This window comes from Sulfurospirillum diekertiae, assembly GCF_011769985.2.
Classification (GTDB): domain Bacteria; phylum Campylobacterota; class Campylobacteria; order Campylobacterales; family Sulfurospirillaceae; genus Sulfurospirillum; species Sulfurospirillum diekertiae.
Genome location: NZ_CP039734.2, coordinates 1,157,271 through 1,179,813 on the forward strand (window position 1 = coordinate 1,157,271; position 22,543 = coordinate 1,179,813).

The window sequence follows — 22,543 nt, forward strand, 5'->3', positions numbered from 1 at the left end:
TTATTTTCCTTCTTGAATGGTGGAACGCAGTGCCAAATCTTTAGGGTAGGGGTTTAAAAACTTCTGTCCTAAAAGGTAATGTACTTCATACTTTTTAGCCAAAAATTCGATGGTATTCATCACAGCAATGAGCGGAACGATCTCATCGCGGAATGCTTCGATCTGAAGGTGAAGCTCCTGTTTTTCGGCACTGCTTAACTCTTTTTTGAAAAATCCCACCAGATGTTGAAGCACATTGACCGTTTTGCCGATGGAGCCTTTGTACGCAATCGTCTTTTTAAACAGCGCAAGGTACTCATGTGTCACGACATGCAGGCTTTTTTTCTCATGGTTAGCGACGATTTTGCCCAAAAGTCGGTAGTTTGCTTCATGCTTGCTTTGCAGTAAAAACTTATACGCGGTGTGAAAACTCACAAGCTCTTGCATGGTTTGGATGGTGTGTTGAAGTTTCATTGCATCTTCGTACGCAAAAAGTTGCATCACAAAGTTTTCCCGTAGCCAAGGGTCAAGCAAGCGTGCCTCTTCCTCAATGGGAAAATCCTTAAAATGCGCTTTACATGTAAACGCGAAAAGCCCATCTTTCTTCCCCTCACTCATCGCACCGCTGTAATACTTAGCACTGCCAAGCCCACAACTCGGTGACTTGGACTTAAGGATAATGCCGCAAATTGCTTCATTTTGAATCTTACGTAGTTCATGTTCCACCGCTTCATTCATCGCCTCTGTGACATCGTTTTTGGAAAAAACAGTGATGACCTTTTTTTGCTCGCTTTCTTGCACAATGCGTATGGTTTCACGCGGTGTTCCAAACGCCAAATGCTCAGGACAAAAAGGCACAAACGAAGCATACTTGCCAAGCTTATCGGTAATAAAACGATCTCTTTGCGCTGTCTTGTCATAACGAATTTGCTCACCCAGCAAACAAGCGGAAACGGCGATTTTGAGCATGGTAGTCCTTTGAGAAAAGCTATGACTATTATAGCCAGTACATTTGATAAAATGCTTATTGGGAATGTGTTAAACTATGCGAATTTATCCAATGTAGGATTTTAATTGAGCGAGAAAGAGATCACGAAAATATGAGTTTGCATAATAAATGGGAAAATCTACTTGACAAAATTAATAAATCTAAAGAGAATATATGTATTGTTCCTGAAAATAGCGAATTATTAAGATTACTAATTGCAGGGGAAGACCATCGATTTAAATTTCATAGTGGAGTAGATGTTATTGCATTATTGAGAGCTTCTTGGAAAACACTAATCTTAAATAAAAGAGAAGGTGGCTCAACTATCGCTATGCAACTTGTTCGAGTAGTAACTGGTAAGTATGATAAAACATTGCTTCGAAAATTGGAAGAAATATTTTTAGCATATAAACTTACTAAACATATTTCCAAACAAGAAATTTTGTCTTTATACTTATCTATTGCATATTTTGGATGGAATATGCATGGACTTAAGCAAGCATGTAAATCATTGAAATTAAATTTAAATAATTTAACATTGGAAGAATCTGCGGGTTTAATTGCTCGCTTAAAGTATCCCGAACCAAAAAATACTTCCAAGAATAGAAATATTCAAATTGAACATAGAACTAAATATATATTAAAAACGATACGATACACTTAATATCAAGGATAGATATGATTCCCTTTAAAGTACCATCAATATTTCAAGATTTTTCTGAACAATATCCAGAAGCACATAAGATTCAAGCTGTTGTAAAAAATGGAGGCAATATGGCGAGAAATTCAATAGCTAGATTATGGCTTTCAGAAGGTATTCCATATGCATTTAAAGAATCCCCTATATTATATGATGAAATTCGCTCATGGCTTTCTGTAAAATTAGATGTTGATCCAAAAGAAATAAGCATGACAGGAAGTGGTCGTATTGGGCAATCTCTCGCACCTTCAAAACTTGGAACAAATTTTAATGAAAAGTCGGATTTAGATCTTTTTATTATTTCGGAAAATCTACTTGAAAGATTGAGACAAGATTTTAATGCTTGGTCTTTTAATTTTGAATCTGCTCGTATTCAACCAAGAAATGAAAGAGAAGAAGGATTTTGGAAAGATAATTTATTAAGAGGACACTCTTATTTTTCTAAAGGATTTTTTTGATGCAAAATTAATCCCAAATCATAAAGATTATCCATGTGCTTCAACTATAGCAAATACGATGTGGATGTTAAAAGCTAAGTTAGATGTAACTCCAAATGCACCAAAAGTTTCAGAGGCTAGTGTTCGTTGTTATAAAACATGGGCAGATTTTGTGAGACAAGTATCACTCAATCTTGCATAAATTAATAGAGAAAAATAGAGTAGGCAATAAAATGACCAACACCACACCAACATCAAATATCCTTATTTATCAAAGTGAAGATGGCAATACTAAAATAGAAACAAGGCTTGAAAATGAGACGGTTTGGCTCAATAGAAATCAACTTTCAGACCTTTTTGGGCGTGATGTCAAAACGATAGGAAAGCATATCAATAATGTATTTTCCGATGATAAACTTGAAAAAACTTCAGTTGTCGCAAATTTTGCGACAACTGCCAAAGATGGAAAAACATATACTGTTGAATACTACAATTTAGATGTCATTATTTCTGTGGGTTATCGTGTCAAATCTGCTAGTGGTGTTAAGTTTAGACAATGGGCAAGTAAAATTCTAAAAGAGTATCTCATTAACGGTTATGCCCTCAACCAAAAAAGATTGGAGCAAAAAGGGCTTCAGTCTCTCAATGACACCATTGCTCTTTTGCAAGACACCATATCTAAAAGTGAACTGGAACTAAGCGAAGCTAAGGGCTTACTCGATGTCATTTTGAACTATTCTCGTACATGGACGCTTTTGCAAGGTTATGACGAAGATTCTTTACATGTAAATATCGTGCCAAAAGTTGCCAAGTTTATTTTAGACGTTGACGAAGCGAAAGACGCTGTTGTGCAGTTGAAAAAGGAACTTATCAAAAAAGGTGAAGCGACGGAACTTTTCGGGCATGAAAAAGCAGGGGAGTTTGGTGGTATGGTGCGCAACATTTATCAAACGTTCGGCGGTGTGGATTTACTTCCCAGTGTTGAGGAAAAAGCGGCAAATCTTCTTTACTACATTATCAAAGGGCATCCGTTTAACGATGGCAACAAACGCATCGGTGCTTTTATGTTTATTCTCTTTTTATCAAAAAACAATATGTTGTATAAAAAGAGTGGTGAGCTTAAAATAAACGACAACGCGCTTGTGGCTCTTTCTTTAATGACTGCTAAGAGCGATCCCAAGCAAAAAGAGACTATCATCCATCTCATTGTCAATCTTTTAGAAGGATAGAAAACATTTTACATGTAAAGCCAAAAGACTTTACATGTAAAAGATTATTTAGGTCTCTTATCCAAAACGCGAGTGGCTTTTCCCTCACTTCTTTGAAGCGATTTGGGTGCGACGAGTTTGACTTCGACGTTGATGTAGAGATTGTTTAAAAGAGAATGTTGGAGCTCTTTTTTGAGGTTTCCGAGGTAGCTCACGTCATCGCTGATGAGATGCTCATCCAGTTCCACATCGATCTCTAGTTTATCGAGGTAGCCTTTTTTGTCGGCGATGATTTGGTAGTTGAGTGTGATGCCTTCTTGTTTGGAGAGCACGTGTTCGATTTGCGATGGGAAGACGTTGACGCCGTTGATGAGAAGCATATCGTCACTTCTGCCGACGATGCTCTCTATCCTGCCAATGGTTCTGCCACAACGACACGGAATGCGCGTTAAAGAGGTGATGTCACCTGTTCGGTAGCGAATGATCGGCAAGCCTTGTTTGGTAAGCGTGGTAATGACAAGCTCACCACGTGTTCCCTCTGGCAAGACTTCGCCTGTTTCAGGGTTGATGATCTCAGGGTAGAAATGGTCTTCGTGAATGTGCAGTAGGTTTGAGTGTTTGCAGTTGCACGCCACACCCGGTCCTATGATCTCGGAGAGTCCATAAATCTCGTGGTAATCTATGCCCCAGATATGGGCTATCTCGTTTTTGAGTCCTTCGCTGGTCGGCTCTGCTCCGAAAAATCCCACGCGCAGTTTAAAATCTTTTGCTATATCGTAGCCCTCAGCCTTGGCGACTTCTGCCATGTGCAAGGCAAATGAAGGTGTTGCTGTCAGTACCGTTGCGCCAAAATCTTTGAGTAACAAGAGTTGACGAGAAGTAAAGCCAGTGGAGCTAGGAATAATGGCGATTTTCATGCGTTCTGCGGCGTTATGAAAGCCTAGACCGCCCGTGAAAAGTCCGTATCCGTGGGAGTTTTGCATGATGTCTTGGCATGTCACACCGCCCATCGTAAAAGCGCGTCCCATCACTTCCGCCCAGATGTCCATATCGTGCTCTGTGTAGCCTACAACAGTGGGTTTGCCTGTGGTTCCACTACTGCTGTGGATGCGGACGATCTGGTCCATATCGACCGAGAACATGCCAAAAGGGTAGTTGTCTCTGAGGTCGTGTTTTTTGGTGAACGGAAGCTTAGCGATGTCTTCAAGGGTTTTAATATCTTCAGGTAAAACGCCATGCTCATCAAATTTCTTTTTGTAAAATGGTACAAGATGATAGACGCGAAGCAGGGTCTCTTTGAGGTGTTTGAGCTGCCAAGCCTGAAGCTCGTCACGGCTTAGGCTTTCATTTTTACTAAATGTCATGGGTTTTTCCAACCTTTACATGTAAAAGTGTTTGGCTTGAACAATCTCAATATTTTGAGCTTGAAGTGCAGCAATCGCGTCGTCAAATCGGTCTTTATCGACACTGAAAATAAAAATGCCTGTATTGGCTTCATAGAAACTATAGGTATAGAGAATGTTAATGCCTGCCTTTGAAAGGGCTCTCACAGCTTTATCAAAGCTTCCTACGACATCTTCGATCTTGACACCAAAGACATCGGTGAAACGTACGCTAAAGCCTTCATCTTCGAGTACCGTTTTGGCTTTTTCAGGATTGTCCACGATGGTGCGAATGAGACCAAAATCGGTTGAGTCTGCGAGTAAAATCGACTTAATCGAGATATTGTTTTTAGAGAGAACGCCTGTAAATTCAGAGAGTTCGCCTGCTTTATTTTCTAAAAAAATGGAGAGTTGTTTGATGGTGTAATTCATGAGAGATTCCTTTTGTCGATGACGCGTACGGCTTTTCCGACACTGCGTTCTATGGTTCTAGGCTCAACCAGTTTGATCTCAGCGTTAATGTAGAGGTTGTTGAGCAGTTCATGTTGGATTTTTTTCTTTAAAGCTTCGAGTGAACCGATGCTATCCAGTGGCATATTTTCAGTCACTTCCACCATGATTTCGAGTTTATCAAGATAGCCTTTTTTATCGGCGATGATTTGGTAATTCAGCGTAATGCCTTCGATGTTGGAGAGTACATGCTCCACTTGAGAAGGGAAGACGTTGACACCGTTGACGATGAGCATGTCATCCACTCGTCCCATGACGCTTTTCATGCGCACATGCGTTCGTCCACACTTGCATGGTGTGCGATCGAGAGAAGTGATGTCACCTGTACGGTAGCGAATGATCGGAAACGCTTGCTTGGTAAGACTGGTGATGACCAGTTCACCTTTTTCACCCAATGGCAAGACTTCGAGTGTTTTTGGGTCGATGATTTCTGGATAGAAATGGTCTTCAAATACATGCAGGTCACTGCTTTCAAAACAATTCGCTGAAACACCAGGTCCTATGATCTCAGAGAGTCCATAAATCTCGCAGTAGTGAATGCCCCAAACGCGCGCTACCTCTTCTTTGAGCCCAAGACTGGTCGGTTCTGCACCAAAGATGCCGCATTTGAGTTTAAAATCTTTTTGGATGTCATAACCCTCGGCAATGGCTGCTTCTGCCATATGCAAGGCAAACGAAGGTGTTGATGTGAGTACGGTTGCTTCAAAGTCTTTCATAAGCATGAGTTGGCGTGAGGTAAAACCACCTGAACTTGGAACAACCGTTGCACCGACAGTTTCAGCGCCATAATGAAGCCCAAGACCTCCTGTGAAAAGACCGTAACCATACGCATTGTGTGAGGTATCTTCGCTTGTGACGCCTGCCATCGTAAAGACACGCGCCATCACTTCGTTCCACGTATCAAGATCCGCTCGTGTATAGCCAACAACGGTGGGTTTGCCTGTTGTTCCACTACTACTATGAATGCGTACGACCGCATCTTTTTTCACGGCAAAAAGCCCAAAAGGGTAGTTGTCACGCAAATCTTTTTTCTTTGTAAATGGAAGTTTGACAATGTCATCGATAGACGTAATATCAGCAGGCGTAATGCCAAGCTCCTCAAACTTTTTTTGGTAAAACGGTACATTGGTATACACGCGTGCGACGGTGTCTTTAAGTCGTTCTGTTTGAAGTTCAGTAAGTTTATGACGAGGTAATGTCTCTTCTTTTGACCAGATCATTTCTTCGCCTTTGTATCGTTGATGCCTTGGTGAAGTACAGTGATATTTTTCTCCGCTACTTTCGCGTTCATCATCGTAATCGCCTCTTCAATCTCTTTACATGTAAACGGAAAATGTGCATCAAGTGCGAGTGTAACGCCTAGCATATAGACGTTGAGTGCATCGATGGGAAACTCTTTAGCTTTGGCTTTTTTAAACGCATCAATGCTGTGGGTTTCAAAGTCAACTTTGGGAAAGTTCTTCGGTGCATTCATCACGATGACACCTCTTTCTTTACTCAAATACTGAATGTTGCGAAGTGCTTCATTACCCTCAAGTGCGATTAAAAGATCGGCTTGCCCTTCATCAATCGCAGGAGCGTAAAAATCGCCAATTTTGACATAACATGAAACGGAACCACCCCGTTGGCTCATTCCGTGATTTTCAGTTCCTAAACATTTTTGGTGTGTAATTGCAGAAGCGATGCTGAGCACTTTAACCAAAAAGACCGCACCTTGTCCGCCAATTCCTGCGATAACAATTTGATACTTCATCTTACTTCTCCTCTTTTTTCACAAATGCATCGGTCGGACAGACTACGTCAAGGCACGAGCCGCATCCTGCACATAAGAATGGGTCAATTTCCATTTTTCCTGCATCGTTGTAGTGCATTGGTGGGCATTTGTAGTTAGTGATGCACGAATCACAGGCGACGCATTTGTCTTCATCAACTTCTACAACGACATTGCCAAGGCGTCCTAGCGCATTGTCTTTATCAAGGACACAAAACTCTCGTACGACAGCAACGACAGGTGAAGTGGCTGTTTTGTAGGCTTCTTGAAGTGACTTCATGAAGTCAACCGTTTTCGTGAGGTCTTGCTCGTAAACATATTCGTGACATGCGATGCCACAGCCTTCAATGATGCGTTTGATGTCGATTTGGTTTGGATTGGTTCGCTCAGGTGTCGTTTGACGACCTGTCATTGCGGTGGTGGAGTTGTCTAGGATGATCAGTACAAATTTATGGTTTTGATAGACGGCATTAATGAGTGGCGCAACCCCTGAGTGCATAAAGGTACTATCACCAATCGTCGCAACAACGGTTTTATCAGGATCTGAGATGCTAAAACCACTCGCCATCGAGATGCTTGCTCCCATACACAAAATCGTATCGATGGCTGCTTGATTGAGCCCTAATGTGTAACAGCCGATGTCGGATGTGTAGATAGATTTTTTCTTTTTAAAGACTTTGGTGATGGCGTAATGTACATCACGGTGTGGACAACCTGGGCACATATTGGGCGGACGCTTAGGAAGCTCTTGATCGTACTTTTCACTTTGATACGCATGACTTGGCGCTATGACGTCTGCTTTTGCCAGCGCAGCAAGGACTTTATCTTTGGAAAATTCATCGATGAGATGTACATGTTTGGTTAGTTTCCCGTAGAGTTTTACAGAGCTCAACTGTTCTTCAATGCAGGGGAAACTCTCTTCAAAAACAATAATTTTATCGTAATTGACAAAAAGGGCTTCGAGCTTTTCTTTGGGAAGTGGGTAGGGCATATCAAGTTTCAAAATATCTGCTTTGATCTCTAATTCACTCATAGCTTCTCGTACATAACCATCACCCGTTCCACTGGTAAGACAGAGAATAGTTTCACCTTTGAGTGCATGGGTTTTAGGTTTAATGAGATGATCCCAGTTCCAAGCTTTAATGGCTTCCAAACGATCAATTTGTTCTAAACCTTGTCGAAATCTTCCCGCAGGAGGAACAGCGCCCCATCGGGGAATATTGCGCTCAAAATTGCCTTGATTTGCCTTTACATGTAAAGCATCATCTACATCGCAAATTTCCCTAGCATGGCTGACACGCATAACAGGGCGAAGCATGACAATCGATTCAAATTCATGTGAGAATTCAATACCCAGTTTGACCATATCGTAGGCTTCTTGAGGTGTAGAAGGATCAAGGACAGGAATACGTGCAAATTTAGCGAAACTGCGGCTATCTTGTTCAGTTTGTGAGGAGTAAAATCCTGGATCATCACATGAAATCAACAACATTGCACCTTTAAGTCCAATGTAAGAGGCACTCATCAACGCGTCACTCGCCACGTTGAGTCCCACTTGCTTCATGGTTGCACAGGTACGTTTGCCAGAAATTGCTCCAGCATAAGCAACCTCAAAACCGACCTTTTCATTGGTTGCCCATTGTGCGTAGGCTTCTAGTTTGTTTTTATCGCGAAATTTTTGGAAATTTCCCAAAATCTCACTCGAAGGCGTCCCTGGATAGCCTGAAACCATATCTACACCCGCGTGAATCAATCCCAAGGCAATCGCTTCATTCCCCATCAAAATCTGTTTCATATCGTTATACTCCATCGCTTTTACGTAGTAATTTTAAAGAGTATTGAAACTTAGTTTATAAAATACTTATCTAAGCTATTGTGTCAAAAACGTTACTTGTAAAGTGGGCAATTTTGAAACTAATCACTTTTTTATAATCTATTAATGAAAGAAATAAAGTTTCATTAAAGCTTTTTATATTACTTTTAAGGAATTTTTAAAAGGAAAGGGATGGTATGGGAAACATTTGATGTAGGTGTTGGTTTAGCCTTTTGGTTAATGAATGCGAGTGCTCTCTTATGCGTTATTTACGGCATTATTTACTGGAATAAAGATAAAGAAGAGAAGGTGATTGAACGCAAAACGTGGGATAAAAATGAAGCTAAAATCAATAAGGATCTGTAATGAATTTAATTGAAAATATTGTCATTATACTTTACCTCGCAGTGCTTGCCTACCTAGGATTTGTGGGGTATAAGCAGACGAAAAGTTCAGCAGACTATCTTATTGCAGGTGGAAATACGCATCCATTTGTTATGGCACTGAGTTATGGTGCAACCTTTATCTCTACTGCTGCCATCGTTGGGTTTGGTGGTGTAGCAGCATGGCTTGGAAATTCACTCTTATGGCTTACGTTTTGTAACATCTTTATTGGTGTCTTTATCGCGTTTGTTTTTTTGGGCAATCCAACGCGAAAAATGGGCATTCGACTTAATGCACACACCTTTCCTGAATTACTGGGACGACGTTTTAATTCTAAGTTTATTCAGGTATTTGGTGGCGTTCTTATCACAATTTTTATGCCACTATACACTTCGGCAGTTTTAATTGGTGGAACAGAATTTTTAGTCGCTTACTTCAAAGTGGACTATCACCTTGCTCTTCTTGTGATGTCGGTGATTGTAACAGGCTATGTTTTAGCAGGCGGACTTAAAGGCGTTATGTTAACCGACGCGCTTCAAGGGGTCATTATGTTTGTAGCGATGATCATTTTGATGGTGATGGTGTTTAATGCCATCGGTGGCGTTGACGTGGGACTTTCAAAGTTGGAGATGGTTTGGGATAAAACCGTTGCACCGCTTTCCACTGTTCCAATCAAAGAGCTTGTCGTGGGAAGTCCTGATTTTTTAATGAAACTCTCGATGAATTGGGGATTTCAAGGGTGGAATAAAATGCCTGTTTTCCTTTCAGAGGGATGGCTATTTATTATCACAACCATTGCAATGGGTGTGGGTGTAGGTGTTTTGGCACAACCACAACTCGTGGTTCGTTTTATGACTGTTAAAAGTAAAAACGAACTCAATCGTGCGGTTTTGATTGGCGGTATTTTTATCATTGCTATGACGGGAATTATCTATTTGGTTGGTTCAGTGACCAATGTGTGGTACTATGAGTTTAATGAAGGTAAAAATGCACTTCAAAGTACCGGTGGTGTGGGAAAAGTGATTCCTCATTTTATCAATGCTGCAATGCCAAGATGGTTTTCATTTATTTTTTTATTTGCATTAATATCAGCGGCTATGAGTACACTTTCCAGTCAGTTTCATGCAATGGGGACGGCAATAGGTCGTGATGTTTTTGAACAACTAGCAGGAAAGCATAATCCAAATTCACTCCTCATTACACGGGTAGGTATTGTAGTGATGATCGTCATTTCAGTCACATTAGCTTACTTTTTCGATAAACAACCTGCTATTATTGCCCGCAGTACCGCCATCTTCTTTGCGCTTTGTGCGAGTATATTTTTGCCAACTTATTTTGGTGGACTTTTTTGGAAACGTATGACTAAAAAAGGTGCGATTGCTTCTATGTTTGTAGGTACGATTATCACAACATTTTGGTTGGTTTTCGTTCATTTTCAAGAGGCAAAAGAGTTAGGTCTGTGTAAAATGCTTTTTGGAGTCAATAGTCTTTTAAGCGGAAAAAATTACCTTTGTGGATGCAATGATGGTTGCTTTACCTCTTTCGCTTTTAACTGCAGTGGCTGTTTCGCTCATGACAAAGCCAGAGAGTCCAGCATTAATTAAAAAATGTTTTGAAGATTAGAAAAGAGAAGAGGGTAGAGAGTTTTACCCTCTGTACTCTTGTATGTACGATTCTGTGGATGTATCAATAAATTGACGTGTTTTTTTAAGTTTTTGCATCGCTTCAAAAGTGCTTTCTTTTTCTCTTTGTATCATTATTAAAGCTTCTTGGATTAGCGCACAAGCGGTGATTGCTTCATCAACCGTTTCAAATTGAGGAACACTTTCAATAAGATCCCCAATGTGAGTATAATTTTCTTCAATAATAGCGATTGTAAAAGATTCAATCCACGACATTATCCGTCTCATCTTTCCATGCTTGTAATAATTCTTTGGCAACGCTAATAACTTCATCTAATTTAGAGGTATCATTGTTGAGATTTGCTTCAGCAAGAAGTTTAACTTGGTGAACATAAAGACCACTGAGGTAATAAGCAATTTGCCCACCATCGTAATTAAGCGAGTTGATAAGCTCCGTAAAGATTGCGGACGTACGATTGATCCAATACGTTCGCTTTTCGATGCTACCATCTTCAATGGCTCTTTTAGCTTGTGATGCAAAGCGTAAAACGCCTTCATATAGCATCCTGATCAACTTTTCAGAAGATTCAATTGAGGCGTTATTCTGTGAGTAAGTTGAATATGCTAAGTTTGAATACATTATTAATTCCTTTATTTTAGTTACGATTTAGAGGTCATGGACTGTTTGATGATAGTAGAAAGACTGCTAAACTCATTGTTTAGTTTGCTAATCATACTGTCATAAGCAGCAAATTTTGTTGCCATTGCGTTATATTTAGTATCTAAACGTGAAACGGCGGTTGCTCTGGATGTTGTTAAAGCTGTTTTGAGCGTTGTTAAGCTTGTGTTGTACTGAGTCAGCGTTCCATCCGTGGTATTGACGTAACCATTCATGATGCTATTAAACGTTGAAAAGATACCATCTTTGATAGTCGGGGAAGAGTAAACATTATTTGCAGCAAGTCCTAAAGAAGCAAGAGCTGTAGTGTCACCCTTAATAACAATATCCGCACCTGCAGTACCTTTTAAAACAATGTTATTATTTGTGCCAATACTTGCAGTAATGCCTGAAAGTCCAGCATTATTAATGGCTGTTTTAATGGCAGCCAAATTATCTGCTGTCGTTGAACTAGCACCTGTTGTAAGGGTAATGGCCTTGCCATTAATTGAAAAGGCACTTGAACCGATGCTCAATGCTCCTGCTGCAACAGCCGAACCATTGTAAGAAGTGCTACTGTAGGTTGTTGAACCTTGAAAATAGTCTTTAATATCAGCAGGATTAGCAGCTACTTTAGCATCAAAGGTCGCTGAATTAAATGACAATACGCCTTTACTATCCATGGAAAGACCATAATCACTCAATCCTCTGCCTTTACTATCAACACTTAACACTTCTTTACGAATAGCAGAACTCAAAGAATTTACTTGCGATACTCCTTGAAATGTCCCTGCTGTTTTTGCAGTTGTATCATAAGTGGTTGCACTTTTGAGTTTGGTCATTAAATCATTGTAACCAGAGACAAGTGATTTAAGATTGGTCGTTATATTAGTCCAGTCTTGTGTAATGGCAACTGTTGTATTCGTTGTTGCGTCTGTTTGTTCTTTATTTAAAGTTAGGCTTAGTCCAGAAACAAGATCCGATACTGTATTGGATGAACGATTGATCGTAACGCCATTGTAGACAAAGGAGGCATCTGTTGCCGTTTGAAGATGATTAGCCACTGTATTCAGACCTAAATCAGTAAGTGCCGTTCCTGTACCAATGGAAGATAAGGTAATGGCATTATTTGCTCCCGTTGAAGTTGATTTAATGACAAGCTTATAAGGATTAGTTCCACCAACGTTAAGAATAGAAGCAGTGACTTTTCCGCCAGCCCTATCATTGATCATATCTTTAAGATCAGACAGTGTTGTTTGTTGAAGTTATATCAAGAGTATAATTGCTTGTTCCAATTTTGAGGTTAAGTGTGTCACTTGCTGATGTAAAAGAGCTTGTTTGGCTTGAAAAACTGGTTGATTGATAAATATCTTGTTTGGCTAATGTATTTACATGCAGTGTAAAGTTTTCTATCGCTGCACCACCAATTGCGGTGACGGATACTGCATCATTAGAGACGGTTGTCGTTCTTTTGAGATAATTATTTTCATCCGATAGTACATTGGTAGACGACTTCAACGCATTTGCGAGTGATAGAATCGATGCCAAATCCGTTTGTTTGGTTGCATTGGCAGTTAATTTATTATCAATAGGTGTTACAAGGCCTGATTCGTCAGCGGCACGTAATTTATCCAAAACATCGCTTGTTAATACACCACTACCAAGACCCAATGAACTCAAACTACCAGTCGTGCTACTTGTGGTGGTAGTCGTTGAAGTTGTTGCCATTATCTATCCTTTTTTATCAAAAATTATCCCTACAATCTCTTTCAATTTTTTCAGAAAGTTTCATTGCTTCATCGGTAGGAAATTTACGAATGACCTTGCCTGTGCTTTTTTCCATTACATTAACATACATTACATCAATTTTATCATTAAAACCAAAAGTGAGATTGGTGTCAAGCAAATCCATTTGCTTATTAAGCTCTTTAACGGTATCTGTTAATGTTTTTTTAGTATCTGTATTTTGGCTTTGTTGTTGGTTGACTTTAGTCGTGTCCGCCGTTTGCTCAACTTGTCTTGTTGGTATAGGATTTGATACCTTGGGAGCGGTTGCTGTTTCGACTTGTTTGCTGGTTGCGCTAAAAATGTCCATAATTGCCCTCCTTGACGTTTTATAATTTTCTATTAACCAAATCGACACATAATTGTTTTTGTTTAACAATTAAGACTTAGTGTGTTATATTTCGATATCTTTTATCCAAAGGGTTATCTATGAAAGTCGCATTAGTTTGTCAATCGCTATTGCTAAGTCGCGCACTTAAAAGTTTTTTAGGCGATTTAGTCGTTCCTTACAAACAGTGTGATTTTGTCATTAGTGATAAAAAAATTGAACTTGATAAACCTATTTTTTATATCTCCTCAAACGACGGCAATTTAATCATTCCATTTTCTAAATCCTCTTTACTTATTGAGCTTGATAAGTTTTTTCAACGCTTGATTATGTTTCAAGGCAATGTGGATGATATGATGCCTCAATCTAAACATGCATTGGATTTAGAAAAAAAAATTACAGTTTTAACCGAAAAATTCAGAGAAGAACTGATACAAACTATTCGAGGGTATTATGGCAATTAAGCCTCTATTGACAACCATTAGTGCGGGTAAATATAAAGGTAAAAAGATTATGCTTCCTTCCCTTGATAGCACACGAAGTACCAAAGCAATTCTGAAAGGTTCTCTTTTTGATAGCCTGCAATATGACATTGTGGATGAAGTTTTTGTTGAAGTGTTTGGTGGAAGTGGGTCAATGGGTTTGGAAGCGCTGAGTCGCGGAGCAAAGCAAGCCTATTTTATTGAGAAAGATAGAGCAGCATTTTCAGTGTTAAAAAATAATTGTAAAGAAATTGATGAAAAACATACAACACCGCTACAGGGTGACAGTTTTTTACTCTTTCCAACCCTTCTTTCTACGCTTACATGTAAAGCCTATTTTTATTTTGATCCGCCTTTTTCTATTCGTAATGGAATGGAAGATATTTACCAAAAGGTACTCTCCCTTATTGCTTTGATTCCTCCTCAAATGGCTCATTTGATCGTCATAGAGCATATGAGTAGTCTCATCCTTCCAGAAGTGATCGGCGTTTATGCCCTACACAAAACTAAAAAATTTGGGAATAGCACTTTGAGCTATTATCGTTCAAATGAAAACTAAGACATTTATTAGTGATATTTCTGGTAAATCATTTCCGCTAACGGAGCGGATCTCCTCTAAGGCTATTCGAGGATCCATTTTAAAATACATCCAAGATGCGAATCCCACTTTTAATGAACAAAGTTATTTAGCCAATACCGAACTCAATATTTTTCGAGAAAAATATATTACAGATTATTTGACTCAAGAGTTAGGCCAACTTACTACGCTAGAGCATAAGGTTATTGACTCTTTTCAAAATCACTCTATCCTGACCGACAATATAGAAGATGATGATAAAACTGTTTTGAGTTTTGGGCAGAGAATAGCCGATAAAGTAGCTACTTTTGGTGGCAGTTGGACATTTATTCTTTCATTTTGTTCTTTTCTCATTATTTGGATACTCGTCAATGTATATTGGTTTCACAACCAAGGATTTGATCCATATCCTTATATATTACTCAATTTGATCTTATCGTGTATTGCTGCATTGCAAGCTCCAGTGATTATGATGAGTCAAAATAGACAAGAAGAGAAAGATAGAATTCGTGCCAAAAATGATTATATGATCAACCTTAAATCCGAACTTGAAATTCGCATGCTTCATGAAAAAATCGACCATCTTATTATGCATCAACAAGAAGAACTCCTTGAAATTCAGAAAGTACAAATTGATATGATGGAAGATATTTTACAACGCGTTAATCAAAAATAACTCTTGGAACATTAATTGCTTTAGAATTGGCATGAATGTCAAATTTAAAGGAAATTGATGAAGATCGTCAAACTATCTTTCGTATTAATTTCAGCGCTCAGTACGCTTTATGCCCAAAGAATAGGCGATATTGCTAATGTTATTGGTGTGCGTGATAACCAATTAATAGGCTATGGTCTTGTCGTTGGACTTAATGGTACGGGTGATGGCTCGTCTTCACAGTTTACTTTGCGTTCACTTTCGAATCTTTTACAAACAGTGAATGTCAAAATTGATCCTGCTGATATTAAATCCAAAAACGTTGCCGCTGTTCTTGTTACCGCGAAGCTTCCCGCTTTTGCTAGACAAGGTGATAAAGTGGATGTTTCTGTCTCCTCTATTGGAGATGCGAAGTCATTACAAGGTGGCAATTTGATTCTAACACCTCTTAAAGGTGTGGACGGCAAAATTTACTCTCTCGCACAAGGTTCACTCACCATTGGTGGTATGAATGGTAAAGAAAAAGGACAACTCAACCATCCTGCTTCTGCCAATATTTTTGGTGGAGCGATTGTAGAGCGTGAAATCGAAAATAATCTGCACGACCAAGAGTATGTGAACCTCTCACTCAAAGAGGCAAATTTCAACACAGCAGTTTCAATTCAAAATGAACTTAACAAAAAATTTGGCAAAAAAGTGGCAGTAGCTACGGATTCAAGAACCATTCGTATGATGCGTCCTGAAAATTTAACAACGGTTGAATTTTTAGCGAAAACATTGGATGTTGATGTGAAGTATGAAAAAGAGGATAAAATTGTCATTGATGAACGTACTGGAACGATTGTTTCAGGTGTAAATATTAAAGTTGACCCTGTTGTGGTAACACATGGTGACATTACGATTAAAATTGAAGCCAGTGATGTGCCGCTTGATGATAAGAGTGTGGATATTGGTGGAGATGTACAAATTGCTAGCACTGAAAATCGCATCAAAATCAAAAAAGAGAGCATGACTGTTGCGAATATTGCACGTGCACTTACAAAGCTTGGAGCAAAGCCAAAAGACATTATTTCAATTTTGGAAAATATTAAACGCTCTGGTGCTATTACCGCTAGTTTGGAGATCATCTAATGCAAACAACCGATAGCAGTGTAGCGCTTATCAATGCCAATTATAGTGGAGCCATCAAGCATGTAGATACCAATGCTAAAAATGATGCCGCCCTTAGAGAACAAACCGATAAATTTGAAGCTTTTTTTGTGAAACAAATTCTTGATATTGCTATCAACAGCGAGGACAACAATGAAAATAGCCTTTTCCCGAAAGATGCGGGTGACAAGATTTATAAGTCGATGTATAACGATACAATGAGTAATGCTCTAAGTGGAAAATTGGGATTAAGCGAGATGCTATTTACATATTTAAAAGAAGGTCGTTAAAGTTTTATCATTTTGGACGATATGGTAGTTAAGAACTTCCAAACCAAAAAAAGGGTTTAAAATGATTTCAAAAATTCAGACGTCCAATGTGGCGTATATACAACAAAGTGCCCCCCAAGATGATTCATCTAAAGGGATAAATAAAACAGACAAAACTGAAGGTGTAGATAAAGTCTCCGCACTTAAAGAGCAGATCGCAAATGGAACCTATAAAGTCGATCTAGCAAAAACTGCTCAAGCAGCCGCGGAAGAGTTGATCTAAATCCTTACATGTAAAAGGATCATAAGATGTTGACACACTACTTACACAATGCGATTAAAGATATTGAAAACCTCATTGAACAAACACAAAAAGATATAGCAGCTATAAAAGTCGCAAATCATAGTGAGGTTTTTGAGAGAGCAAAAATTAAAAATGATTTAATTCAGTCTTTTGAAACAAAAAAGTCTCTTTTGGACAATGAATTGATGAAGATGCTCAAAGTAAGTGGTAAAACATCTTTAGAAGAGTTATTGAGTGTTGAACAAAAAGAGCTTTTAGCACAAATGAAAGTGAAACTTTCAGAATTAAAAACGTGTAATAAGCAGTACGCAAAATATGTTGTTACCATCAGTCAATTTTACAATGTTTTACTCGATAGTATTTTTCCAAGAGATATGGAAGGTTATAAAATATCAGATCATCAACCCGCATCTTTACTTAAAGTTAGGGCATAAGCTATGAGCAACTTATTTGGGATTTTAAACACAGGTAATTCTGGATTAAATGCTGCTCAAGTAGCGGTAGCAACCACGAGTCAAAATATTGCCAATGCCCAAAATACTTTTTATACACGCCAAAGAGTGAGTTTTAGTGCAAGTCCTGCGCTTAGTTCTCAAGGGGTGAGTGTGGGCTCTGGTGTGACTGTCACATCTATTGTACGTATTCATGATGAATTGGTTTTTTCTAAGCTCAGAAGTGCTGCTACAAGTCTTTCATACGATACAAATTCATCTCAATCACTTCAAGAAGTTGCAAAATATTTTCCAGATTTAAGTGATGCAGGTATTGCAAAAGATTTAACATCGTACTTTACTGAATGGAATAATCTTGCCTCCAATACCACAGCTGGTTCTCAAAAAATAGCATTAGTGCAAGCTGCTTCAACTTTAGGAGGAGATATTCAATCAACCAGAGAAACCATTCGAAACCTTCAAGACTCTGTGAATACTCAGCTTAAAAGTACAGTTGATGAAGTGAATAGTATTGGTCAGCAGATGGCTGACGTTAATAAACAAATTGCCACCATTGAATCTCAAAAAGGTAATTATGCCAATGATCTTCGTGATAAACGTGACCAATTAGAATTGACACTGTCAAATCTAATTGGTTTTTCTGTTTCAAAAGGTAATCTCATCAGTAATGACAGTGTCGATGCAAATATGACAGATACTGGGACACAGTATTATCTCAATATTGCAGGAGCAACGCTTGTGGATGGTTCAACGTTCCATCCGCTTGTGATTGACAATAGTTCTAATGGAAGTAGTTATTATTCTATTTATTCTGAAATTCAAGATGGAACACGTTATAACTTAACGGAGCAGTTATCGGGTGGTAAGATTGGTTCCATGTTGGATCTTAGAGGTCGCGTGATTGATCCTTCTGTCAATGGAGGCTATCCTCAAGATGGTACGATTCAAAGTTATATCAATAATCTTGATACCTTCGCTCAAAGTGTTATCACAGAAACGAACAATATTTACGCAAACAGTGCTCAAAAAAGTATGCAAACACCCAATTTAGACCTTAAAAGTAATACCTCGTTGCAAAATGCCTATAATAACGTTGAAAATGGCAGTTTTGATATGATTGTTTATGATAGTGCCGGTAAAGAAGTTGCTCGTAAAACGATTACCATTGACAATGCCACAACCATGGGTGATGATACTTTTTCAAAAAGTATATTAACTCAAATAAATACAAGTACCGATGATAATAAAGATAACAATTCGCTGAATGATGTTGATGACTATTTCAAAGCAACATTTGCAGACAATGGAGCATTCTCTCTTTCGCCTACAATCAATAATAACGGCTATACAATCGCAATTAAAGATAAAGGAACAAACTTTCCTGGTACTGTGGGTATAAGTCAATTTTTTACAGGCACAGACGCTTCCAATATTGATGTCAAAGCAGAATATAAAAAAGATTCTTCATTAATACAAGGCTATGGTGCACCAATCAGTGGTAATCAGGATGTTGCCAATGCTATGTTGCAATTACAATACAATAAAATCAATTTTTATGGGAAAAGTGGATCGGTATCGAGTGATACAATTTCAGGATATTACAGCGCTGTTACAACAAAAGTTGCAACAGATGCATCCGCTTCTAAATCAAGTTATGATACCAATGAAGCACTGTATAATACAATTAATACACAATTTCAATCCATTAGTGGTGTGAATAAAGATGAAGAGTTAGCAAATTTAATACAGTACCAAAAATCATATACCGCAGCAGCAAAAATCATTACAACCATTAATGAAATGTTAGATACTCTTTTAGGCATTAAACAATAGTGAAAAAATTTCCTTTTTTGAGCACTTTTATCTTGGTGCTCATTTTCCTATTCTGTTTTGTATTCCCTTCTTTCTATACAGGATCAGCTTATGATCTGAATCCTTCCGCAATTTTATTGCCCCCTAGTTTAGAACATTTTTTAGGTACGGATAGATTAGGGCGCGATCTTTTTGCTCGCTTGATGATAGGAGGACAAGTCTCTTTGATTATTGGTGTTTTAAGTGCATTGATTTCTAGTTTAGTGGGACTGATGATTGGGATTAGTGCAGGATTTTTTCAAAAAAATGTCGACAAGTTTAATATTATTGTAATTGATCTTTTTCTAACGTTTCCTACCTTTTTTCTTCTTTTAGCTTTGATTAGTTACATGAGTGCTTCTGTATGGGTGCTTATTTTTATTATCTCTATCACAGGATGGATGGGGATGGCAAGGATGATACGCTCTGAAAGCTTTGCTATTTCGAATGCTCCATTTATTAAAATTTTAAAACTATCCAATGTGAATACGCTGAAAATTATTTTTAAATACTTCGCTCCTTTGCTTGCACCTATTTTTTTTATTAGTTTTACCTTTGGTGTCAGTGGAGCAATTTTAGCAGAGAGTGGGCTTAGCTTCTTGGGTATTGGTATTACACCTCCTCAAATGAGCTGGGGTGTGATTATTAGTGAAGGAAAAGAGGTTATTGACATCGCATGGTGGCTTAGTTTCTTTCCAGGTTTTTTGATCTTTTTAGTCACTCTGTCGCTCATCAATCTCTCTGATTATTTGCAAAGCAAGAGTAATGAAAAAGATATTTTAAATGACATTTGATCAAATTGCAAAACGCCTCAAAGAAGAAGCTCTTAAACGTAATCATATAGAAGAAATATCCTTAGATCGCCCTGATCCTTTAATGATTGCTTCTCGTTATAATGATGAATTTAGTGCGTTAATCTGTGCGTTGTTTGCGTATGGTAATGTTCCAGCAATCATAAAATTTTTGGAAAGTTTAAATTTTTCACTCTTAGATAGTGATGAGACTACAATTCAGAAAACACTAGAGCATCATTATTACCGTTTTCAAAATTCTCAAGATATTCAAGCCCTTTTTATCACATTGCATCGTCTTAAAAAAGAAGGTTCATTGGAGTCCACTTTTGTTTCAGCGTACCAAAAAAGTGCTAATGTTATGGATGGTCTCCGCGCACTAATAGCCATGTTATATGATTTGAATCCTTACCGTTCACGTGGCTATCAGTTTTTATTGGGTACAATACCGTCTATAAATCCACACTCTCCTTATAAACGATGGCATATGTATCTTAGATGGATGGTGCGTAAAGATCATCTTGACCTTGGTCTTTGGCAGGGCGTTAATACCAAAGATTTGCTCGTACCTCTTGATACTCACACCTTCGCATTGGGAAAGAAATTAGGCTTAATTCAGCGAAAAACGTATGATTTTAAAGCTGTTTTAGAGTTGAGTGAGTCATTTAAAAAGATTGATCCAAGTGATCCTGTCAAATACGATTTTGCACTCTATCGCTTAGGACAAGAGAAAATTTTTCTTTAAGGTTCAGAATGAATATAAAGTATTGGCTTCCTAGGAGTTTTACTGTTTTAAGGGAGGGTTACTCTGTTGCAAAGTTATCGTCTGATATTGTAGCAGGGTCTACCGTTGCGATTATTGCCTTGCCTTTAGCAATGGCATTTGCAATAGCAAGTGGAGTTAGTCCCGAAAAAGGATTGTTTACAGCGGTTGTCGCAGGAATTATCATCTCTCTCTTTGGTGGGAGTAGGTATCAGATTGGAGGTCCTACAGGGGCTTTTGTTGTGGTACTTTATGCGGTTATTTTAAAACATGGATACGATGGTTTAGTCATTGCTACATTTTTAGCAGGTATCATGCTCTTTTTTATGGGAGTTTTTAGACTTGGTAACATTATCAAGTATATTCCTTATCCTGTTACAGTTGGTTTTACCACAGGAATAGCGCTGATTATCTTCTCTTCGCAGATCAAAGATTTTTTGGGACTTCCTATTGCCAAAATGCCAGCAGAGTTTATCGATCAATGGAAACTTTACTCTATTGAATTTTTACATGTAAACTATTATGCATTGGCTATTGGAGTCGTGAGTATGGCTCTTTTGATTAAATTACGTCATCGTTTTCCTCATATTCCAACGCCCATTATTGTTATTATTCTCTCAGCGCTAGCTGTGTATCTTTTTAAACTTCCTGTGGAGACGATTGGTTCTAAATTTGGTACACTCCCTGCTACTTTACCCTATCCATCTATTCCCGCTTTTTCACTGGAAAAAGTGCGTGCTGTTTTTCCAGATGCTATTACCATAGCGCTGTTAGGAGCCATTGAATCACTACTTTCGTGTGTTGTAGCTGATGGGATGACAGGAGATCGTCACCACTCCAATAAAGAGCTTATGGCTCAAGGTGCAGCCAATATTGCCTCTGTCCTTTTTGGTGGTATTGCAGCTACAGGTGCGATTGCAAGAACAGCAACGAATATTAAAGCAGGTGCTTATAGTCCCATTGCAGGTGTCGTACATTCACTAATGTTACTCATTTTTATGTTCTTGTTCTCCAAATTTATTGTGTTGATCCCTTTAGCAACATTGGCTGCTATCTTGATTGTTGTCGCATGGAATATGAGTGAATTTCACCATTTTAAAGCCATTGCTCTTAAATCCGAACGTAATGATATCGTTGTTCTTTTAATGACTTTTTTCCTCACAGTTTTGATTGATCTCAATACCGGTGTCCAAACAGGCATTATGTTAGCAGGACTGTTGTTTATTAAGCGTATGATTGATGTGACAGGAATAGTGGATACCAAAAATACCATTGGAATGCCTTTAGATGAAGATGATGAACCTTTAGAAGTTGAGGATACAAATGCCATCTCTAAAAAAATTGTTCCCAAAGATGTTGAAGTTTATGAAATTGATGGACCTTTCTTTTTTGGCGTTGCCGATCGTCTCAAAAATATCCTTAGTGAAGTAAGTCAAGCTCCCAAAGTCTTCATTTTACGCATGCGTCATGTACCTATGATTGATGCAACAGGACTTCATGCGTTGGATGAATTTTTTGATCTTTGCCAAGGCAATGGAACGATTCTTGTACTTTCAGGGGTTAATGAGCACATTAAGCTTAAAATACGTCGTCTTGGATTTGAGAAAAAAATAGGGACAGAAAACATCACAGACAATATTGATATGGCACTTAGCCGTGCACATAGATTATTAGAAAAGGAGTAA

General features: G+C 38.4%; 27 protein-coding genes. 16 read left to right on the forward strand and 11 right to left on the reverse strand.

The window, feature by feature from the left end; translation table 11 throughout:
* Positions 1–948, reverse strand: coding sequence for a YbgA family protein (locus FA584_RS05890; RefSeq protein WP_167750514.1), 948 nt, complete (start codon positions 946–948; stop codon positions 1–3).
* Positions 949–1,079: 131 nt separating this feature from the next.
* Between FA584_RS05890 and FA584_RS05895 the strand changes: the two genes are divergently transcribed.
* The 3 genes from FA584_RS05895 to FA584_RS05905 all read left to right on the forward strand — a co-directional run bounded on the left by FA584_RS05895 (position 1,080) and on the right by FA584_RS05905 (position 3,333).
* Positions 1,080–1,631, forward strand: a complete 552-nt coding sequence (locus FA584_RS05895; protein WP_167750515.1) for a biosynthetic peptidoglycan transglycosylase — start codon at positions 1,080–1,082, stop codon at positions 1,629–1,631.
* A 14-nt stretch (positions 1,632–1,645) separates the two neighbouring features.
* Positions 1,646–2,125 carry a hypothetical protein gene (locus FA584_RS05900; protein WP_167750516.1) on the forward strand — a complete coding sequence of 160 codons (480 nt, stop codon included), beginning with the start codon at positions 1,646–1,648 and terminating at the stop codon, positions 2,123–2,125.
* Positions 2,126–2,337: 212 nt separating this feature from the next.
* Positions 2,338–3,333, forward strand: a complete 996-nt coding sequence (locus FA584_RS05905) for a virulence RhuM family protein/type II toxin-antitoxin system death-on-curing family toxin (RefSeq protein WP_167750517.1) — start codon at positions 2,338–2,340, stop codon at positions 3,331–3,333.
* 44 nt (positions 3,334–3,377) lie between these two features.
* Here the strand turns inward: FA584_RS05905 and FA584_RS05910 are convergent, their stop codons facing one another.
* The 5 genes from FA584_RS05910 to FA584_RS05930 are packed head-to-tail and all read right to left on the reverse strand — an operon-like array spanning position 3,378 to position 8,770.
* Positions 3,378–4,676: a phenylacetate--CoA ligase family protein gene (locus tag FA584_RS05910; protein WP_167750518.1), complete on the reverse strand. Its 1,299-nt coding sequence runs from the start codon at positions 4,674–4,676 to the stop codon at positions 3,378–3,380.
* Between the two features lie 15 nt (positions 4,677–4,691).
* Complete coding sequence (locus FA584_RS05915) at positions 4,692–5,126, reverse strand: ACT domain-containing protein (protein ID WP_167750519.1); 435 nt, start codon at positions 5,124–5,126, stop codon at positions 4,692–4,694.
* A complete protein-coding gene (locus FA584_RS05920; RefSeq protein ID WP_191342089.1) occupies positions 5,123–6,424 on the reverse strand; it encodes a phenylacetate--CoA ligase family protein in 1,302 nt (433 codons plus the stop codon). The genes FA584_RS05915 and FA584_RS05920 overlap by 4 nt, the downstream gene beginning before the upstream one ends.
* Positions 6,421–6,957 (reverse strand): 2-oxoacid:acceptor oxidoreductase family protein, encoded by a 537-nt coding sequence (locus FA584_RS05925; protein ID WP_167750520.1) that lies wholly within the window; start codon positions 6,955–6,957, stop codon positions 6,421–6,423. Before FA584_RS05925 ends, FA584_RS05920 begins: the two co-directional genes overlap by 4 nt.
* A gap of 1 nt (position 6,958) precedes the next feature.
* Positions 6,959–8,770 (reverse strand): thiamine pyrophosphate-dependent enzyme, encoded by a 1,812-nt coding sequence (locus FA584_RS05930; RefSeq protein ID WP_167750521.1) that lies wholly within the window; start codon positions 8,768–8,770, stop codon positions 6,959–6,961.
* Between the two features lie 210 nt (positions 8,771–8,980).
* Between FA584_RS05930 and FA584_RS05935 the strand changes: the two genes are divergently transcribed.
* Entirely contained in the window at positions 8,981–9,154 is a 174-nt protein-coding gene (locus FA584_RS05935) for a symporter small accessory protein (protein ID WP_167750522.1), read from the forward strand.
* A complete protein-coding gene (locus FA584_RS05940; RefSeq protein WP_228448602.1) occupies positions 9,154–10,776 on the forward strand; it encodes a sodium:solute symporter family protein in 1,623 nt (540 codons plus the stop codon). The genes FA584_RS05935 and FA584_RS05940 overlap by 1 nt, the downstream gene beginning before the upstream one ends.
* Before the next feature lie 42 nt (positions 10,777–10,818).
* On the opposite strand, the gene FA584_RS05945 is transcribed toward FA584_RS05940, so the two are convergent.
* Genes FA584_RS05945 through FA584_RS05960 form a run of 5 tightly spaced genes read right to left on the reverse strand, consistent with a single transcriptional unit; the run spans position 10,819 to position 13,547 of the window.
* A complete protein-coding gene (locus tag FA584_RS05945; protein WP_228448166.1) occupies positions 10,819–11,082 on the reverse strand; it encodes a hypothetical protein in 264 nt (87 codons plus the stop codon).
* The gene (fliS, locus tag FA584_RS05950; RefSeq protein WP_167750523.1) at positions 11,057–11,434 is read right to left on the reverse strand and encodes a flagellar export chaperone FliS; all 378 of its coding nucleotides are present in this window, start codon (positions 11,432–11,434) and stop codon (positions 11,057–11,059) included. Before fliS ends, FA584_RS05945 begins: the two co-directional genes overlap by 26 nt.
* A gap of 20 nt (positions 11,435–11,454) precedes the next feature.
* The gene (fliD, locus tag FA584_RS05955) at positions 11,455–12,684 is read right to left on the reverse strand and encodes a flagellar filament capping protein FliD (protein ID WP_228448603.1); all 1,230 of its coding nucleotides are present in this window, start codon (positions 12,682–12,684) and stop codon (positions 11,455–11,457) included.
* 10 nt (positions 12,685–12,694) lie between these two features.
* Positions 12,695–13,180: a flagellar cap protein FliD N-terminal domain-containing protein gene (locus FA584_RS14450; protein WP_228448604.1), complete on the reverse strand. Its 486-nt coding sequence runs from the start codon at positions 13,178–13,180 to the stop codon at positions 12,695–12,697.
* A gap of 16 nt (positions 13,181–13,196) precedes the next feature.
* Positions 13,197–13,547 carry a flagellar protein FlaG gene (locus FA584_RS05960; protein WP_228448605.1) on the reverse strand — a complete coding sequence of 117 codons (351 nt, stop codon included), beginning with the start codon at positions 13,545–13,547 and terminating at the stop codon, positions 13,197–13,199.
* 119 nt (positions 13,548–13,666) lie between these two features.
* Between FA584_RS05960 and FA584_RS05965 the strand changes: the two genes are divergently transcribed.
* The 11 genes from FA584_RS05965 to FA584_RS06015 all read left to right on the forward strand — a co-directional run bounded on the left by FA584_RS05965 (position 13,667) and on the right by FA584_RS06015 (position 22,543).
* Positions 13,667–14,029, forward strand: coding sequence for a hypothetical protein (locus FA584_RS05965; protein ID WP_167750524.1), 363 nt, complete (start codon positions 13,667–13,669; stop codon positions 14,027–14,029).
* Positions 14,019–14,606, forward strand: coding sequence for a 16S rRNA (guanine(966)-N(2))-methyltransferase RsmD (rsmD, locus tag FA584_RS05970; RefSeq protein ID WP_167750525.1), 588 nt, complete (start codon positions 14,019–14,021; stop codon positions 14,604–14,606). Before FA584_RS05965 ends, rsmD begins: the two co-directional genes overlap by 11 nt.
* Positions 14,596–15,300 (forward strand): DUF1003 domain-containing protein, encoded by a 705-nt coding sequence (locus FA584_RS05975; protein WP_167750526.1) that lies wholly within the window; start codon positions 14,596–14,598, stop codon positions 15,298–15,300. The genes rsmD and FA584_RS05975 overlap by 11 nt, the downstream gene beginning before the upstream one ends.
* Positions 15,301–15,357: 57 nt before the next feature.
* Positions 15,358–16,410 (forward strand): flagellar basal body P-ring protein FlgI, encoded by a 1,053-nt coding sequence (locus FA584_RS05980; RefSeq protein ID WP_191342090.1) that lies wholly within the window; start codon positions 15,358–15,360, stop codon positions 16,408–16,410.
* Positions 16,410–16,718, forward strand: coding sequence for a rod-binding protein (locus tag FA584_RS05985; RefSeq protein WP_167750527.1), 309 nt, complete (start codon positions 16,410–16,412; stop codon positions 16,716–16,718). Before FA584_RS05980 ends, FA584_RS05985 begins: the two co-directional genes overlap by 1 nt.
* Positions 16,719–16,779: 61 nt before the next feature.
* Entirely contained in the window at positions 16,780–16,980 is a 201-nt protein-coding gene (locus FA584_RS05990) for a flagellar biosynthesis anti-sigma factor FlgM (RefSeq protein ID WP_167750528.1), read from the forward strand.
* A gap of 26 nt (positions 16,981–17,006) precedes the next feature.
* On the forward strand, positions 17,007–17,435 hold the full coding sequence (locus FA584_RS05995) for a hypothetical protein (RefSeq protein ID WP_087438538.1): 429 nt from the start codon (positions 17,007–17,009) through the stop codon (positions 17,433–17,435).
* 3 nt (positions 17,436–17,438) lie between these two features.
* Entirely contained in the window at positions 17,439–19,286 is a 1,848-nt protein-coding gene (gene flgK / locus FA584_RS06000) for a flagellar hook-associated protein FlgK (RefSeq protein ID WP_167750529.1), read from the forward strand.
* The gene (locus tag FA584_RS06005) at positions 19,286–20,098 is read left to right on the forward strand and encodes an ABC transporter permease (RefSeq protein ID WP_167750530.1); all 813 of its coding nucleotides are present in this window, start codon (positions 19,286–19,288) and stop codon (positions 20,096–20,098) included. The genes flgK and FA584_RS06005 overlap by 1 nt, the downstream gene beginning before the upstream one ends.
* On the forward strand, positions 20,088–20,840 hold the full coding sequence (locus tag FA584_RS06010; protein ID WP_167750531.1) for a TIGR02757 family protein: 753 nt from the start codon (positions 20,088–20,090) through the stop codon (positions 20,838–20,840). The genes FA584_RS06005 and FA584_RS06010 overlap by 11 nt, the downstream gene beginning before the upstream one ends.
* Positions 20,841–20,848: 8 nt before the next feature.
* The gene (locus FA584_RS06015) at positions 20,849–22,543 is read left to right on the forward strand and encodes a SulP family inorganic anion transporter (RefSeq protein WP_167750532.1); all 1,695 of its coding nucleotides are present in this window, start codon (positions 20,849–20,851) and stop codon (positions 22,541–22,543) included.

Bases quoted from the DNA above. Each gene is read 5' to 3' on its own strand.
- FA584_RS05890 (WP_167750514.1), bottom strand. From the start codon at position 948: ATGCTCAAAATCGCCGTTTCCGCTTGTTTGCTGGGTGAGCAAATTCGT.
- FA584_RS05895 (WP_167750515.1), top strand. From the start codon at position 1,080: ATGAGTTTGCATAATAAATGGGAAAATCTACTTGACAAAATTAATAAA.
- FA584_RS05900 (WP_167750516.1), top strand. From the start codon at position 1,646: ATGATTCCCTTTAAAGTACCATCAATATTTCAAGATTTTTCTGAACAA.
- FA584_RS05905 (WP_167750517.1), top strand. From the start codon at position 2,338: ATGACCAACACCACACCAACATCAAATATCCTTATTTATCAAAGTGAA.
- FA584_RS05910 (WP_167750518.1), bottom strand. From the start codon at position 4,676: ATGACATTTAGTAAAAATGAAAGCCTAAGCCGTGACGAGCTTCAGGCT.
- FA584_RS05915 (WP_167750519.1), bottom strand. From the start codon at position 5,126: ATGAATTACACCATCAAACAACTCTCCATTTTTTTAGAAAATAAAGCA.
- FA584_RS05920 (WP_191342089.1), bottom strand. From the start codon at position 6,424: ATGATCTGGTCAAAAGAAGAGACATTACCTCGTCATAAACTTACTGAA.
- FA584_RS05925 (WP_167750520.1), bottom strand. From the start codon at position 6,957: ATGAAGTATCAAATTGTTATCGCAGGAATTGGCGGACAAGGTGCGGTC.
- FA584_RS05930 (WP_167750521.1), bottom strand. From the start codon at position 8,770: ATGAAACAGATTTTGATGGGGAATGAAGCGATTGCCTTGGGATTGATT.
- FA584_RS05935 (WP_167750522.1), top strand. From the start codon at position 8,981: ATGGTATGGGAAACATTTGATGTAGGTGTTGGTTTAGCCTTTTGGTTA.
- FA584_RS05940 (WP_228448602.1), top strand. From the start codon at position 9,154: ATGAATTTAATTGAAAATATTGTCATTATACTTTACCTCGCAGTGCTT.
- FA584_RS05945 (WP_228448166.1), bottom strand. From the start codon at position 11,082: ATGAGACGGATAATGTCGTGGATTGAATCTTTTACAATCGCTATTATT.
- fliS (WP_167750523.1), bottom strand. From the start codon at position 11,434: ATGTATTCAAACTTAGCATATTCAACTTACTCACAGAATAACGCCTCA.
- fliD (WP_228448603.1), bottom strand. From the start codon at position 12,684: ATGATCAATGATAGGGCTGGCGGAAAAGTCACTGCTTCTATTCTTAAC.
- FA584_RS14450 (WP_228448604.1), bottom strand. From the start codon at position 13,180: ATGGCAACAACTTCAACGACTACCACCACAAGTAGCACGACTGGTAGT.
- FA584_RS05960 (WP_228448605.1), bottom strand. From the start codon at position 13,547: ATGGACATTTTTAGCGCAACCAGCAAACAAGTCGAAACAGCAACCGCT.
- FA584_RS05965 (WP_167750524.1), top strand. From the start codon at position 13,667: ATGAAAGTCGCATTAGTTTGTCAATCGCTATTGCTAAGTCGCGCACTT.
- rsmD (WP_167750525.1), top strand. From the start codon at position 14,019: ATGGCAATTAAGCCTCTATTGACAACCATTAGTGCGGGTAAATATAAA.
- FA584_RS05975 (WP_167750526.1), top strand. From the start codon at position 14,596: ATGAAAACTAAGACATTTATTAGTGATATTTCTGGTAAATCATTTCCG.
- FA584_RS05980 (WP_191342090.1), top strand. From the start codon at position 15,358: ATGAAGATCGTCAAACTATCTTTCGTATTAATTTCAGCGCTCAGTACG.
- FA584_RS05985 (WP_167750527.1), top strand. From the start codon at position 16,410: ATGCAAACAACCGATAGCAGTGTAGCGCTTATCAATGCCAATTATAGT.
- FA584_RS05990 (WP_167750528.1), top strand. From the start codon at position 16,780: ATGATTTCAAAAATTCAGACGTCCAATGTGGCGTATATACAACAAAGT.
- FA584_RS05995 (WP_087438538.1), top strand. From the start codon at position 17,007: ATGTTGACACACTACTTACACAATGCGATTAAAGATATTGAAAACCTC.
- flgK (WP_167750529.1), top strand. From the start codon at position 17,439: ATGAGCAACTTATTTGGGATTTTAAACACAGGTAATTCTGGATTAAAT.
- FA584_RS06010 (WP_167750531.1), top strand. From the start codon at position 20,088: ATGACATTTGATCAAATTGCAAAACGCCTCAAAGAAGAAGCTCTTAAA.
- FA584_RS06015 (WP_167750532.1), top strand. From the start codon at position 20,849: ATGAATATAAAGTATTGGCTTCCTAGGAGTTTTACTGTTTTAAGGGAG.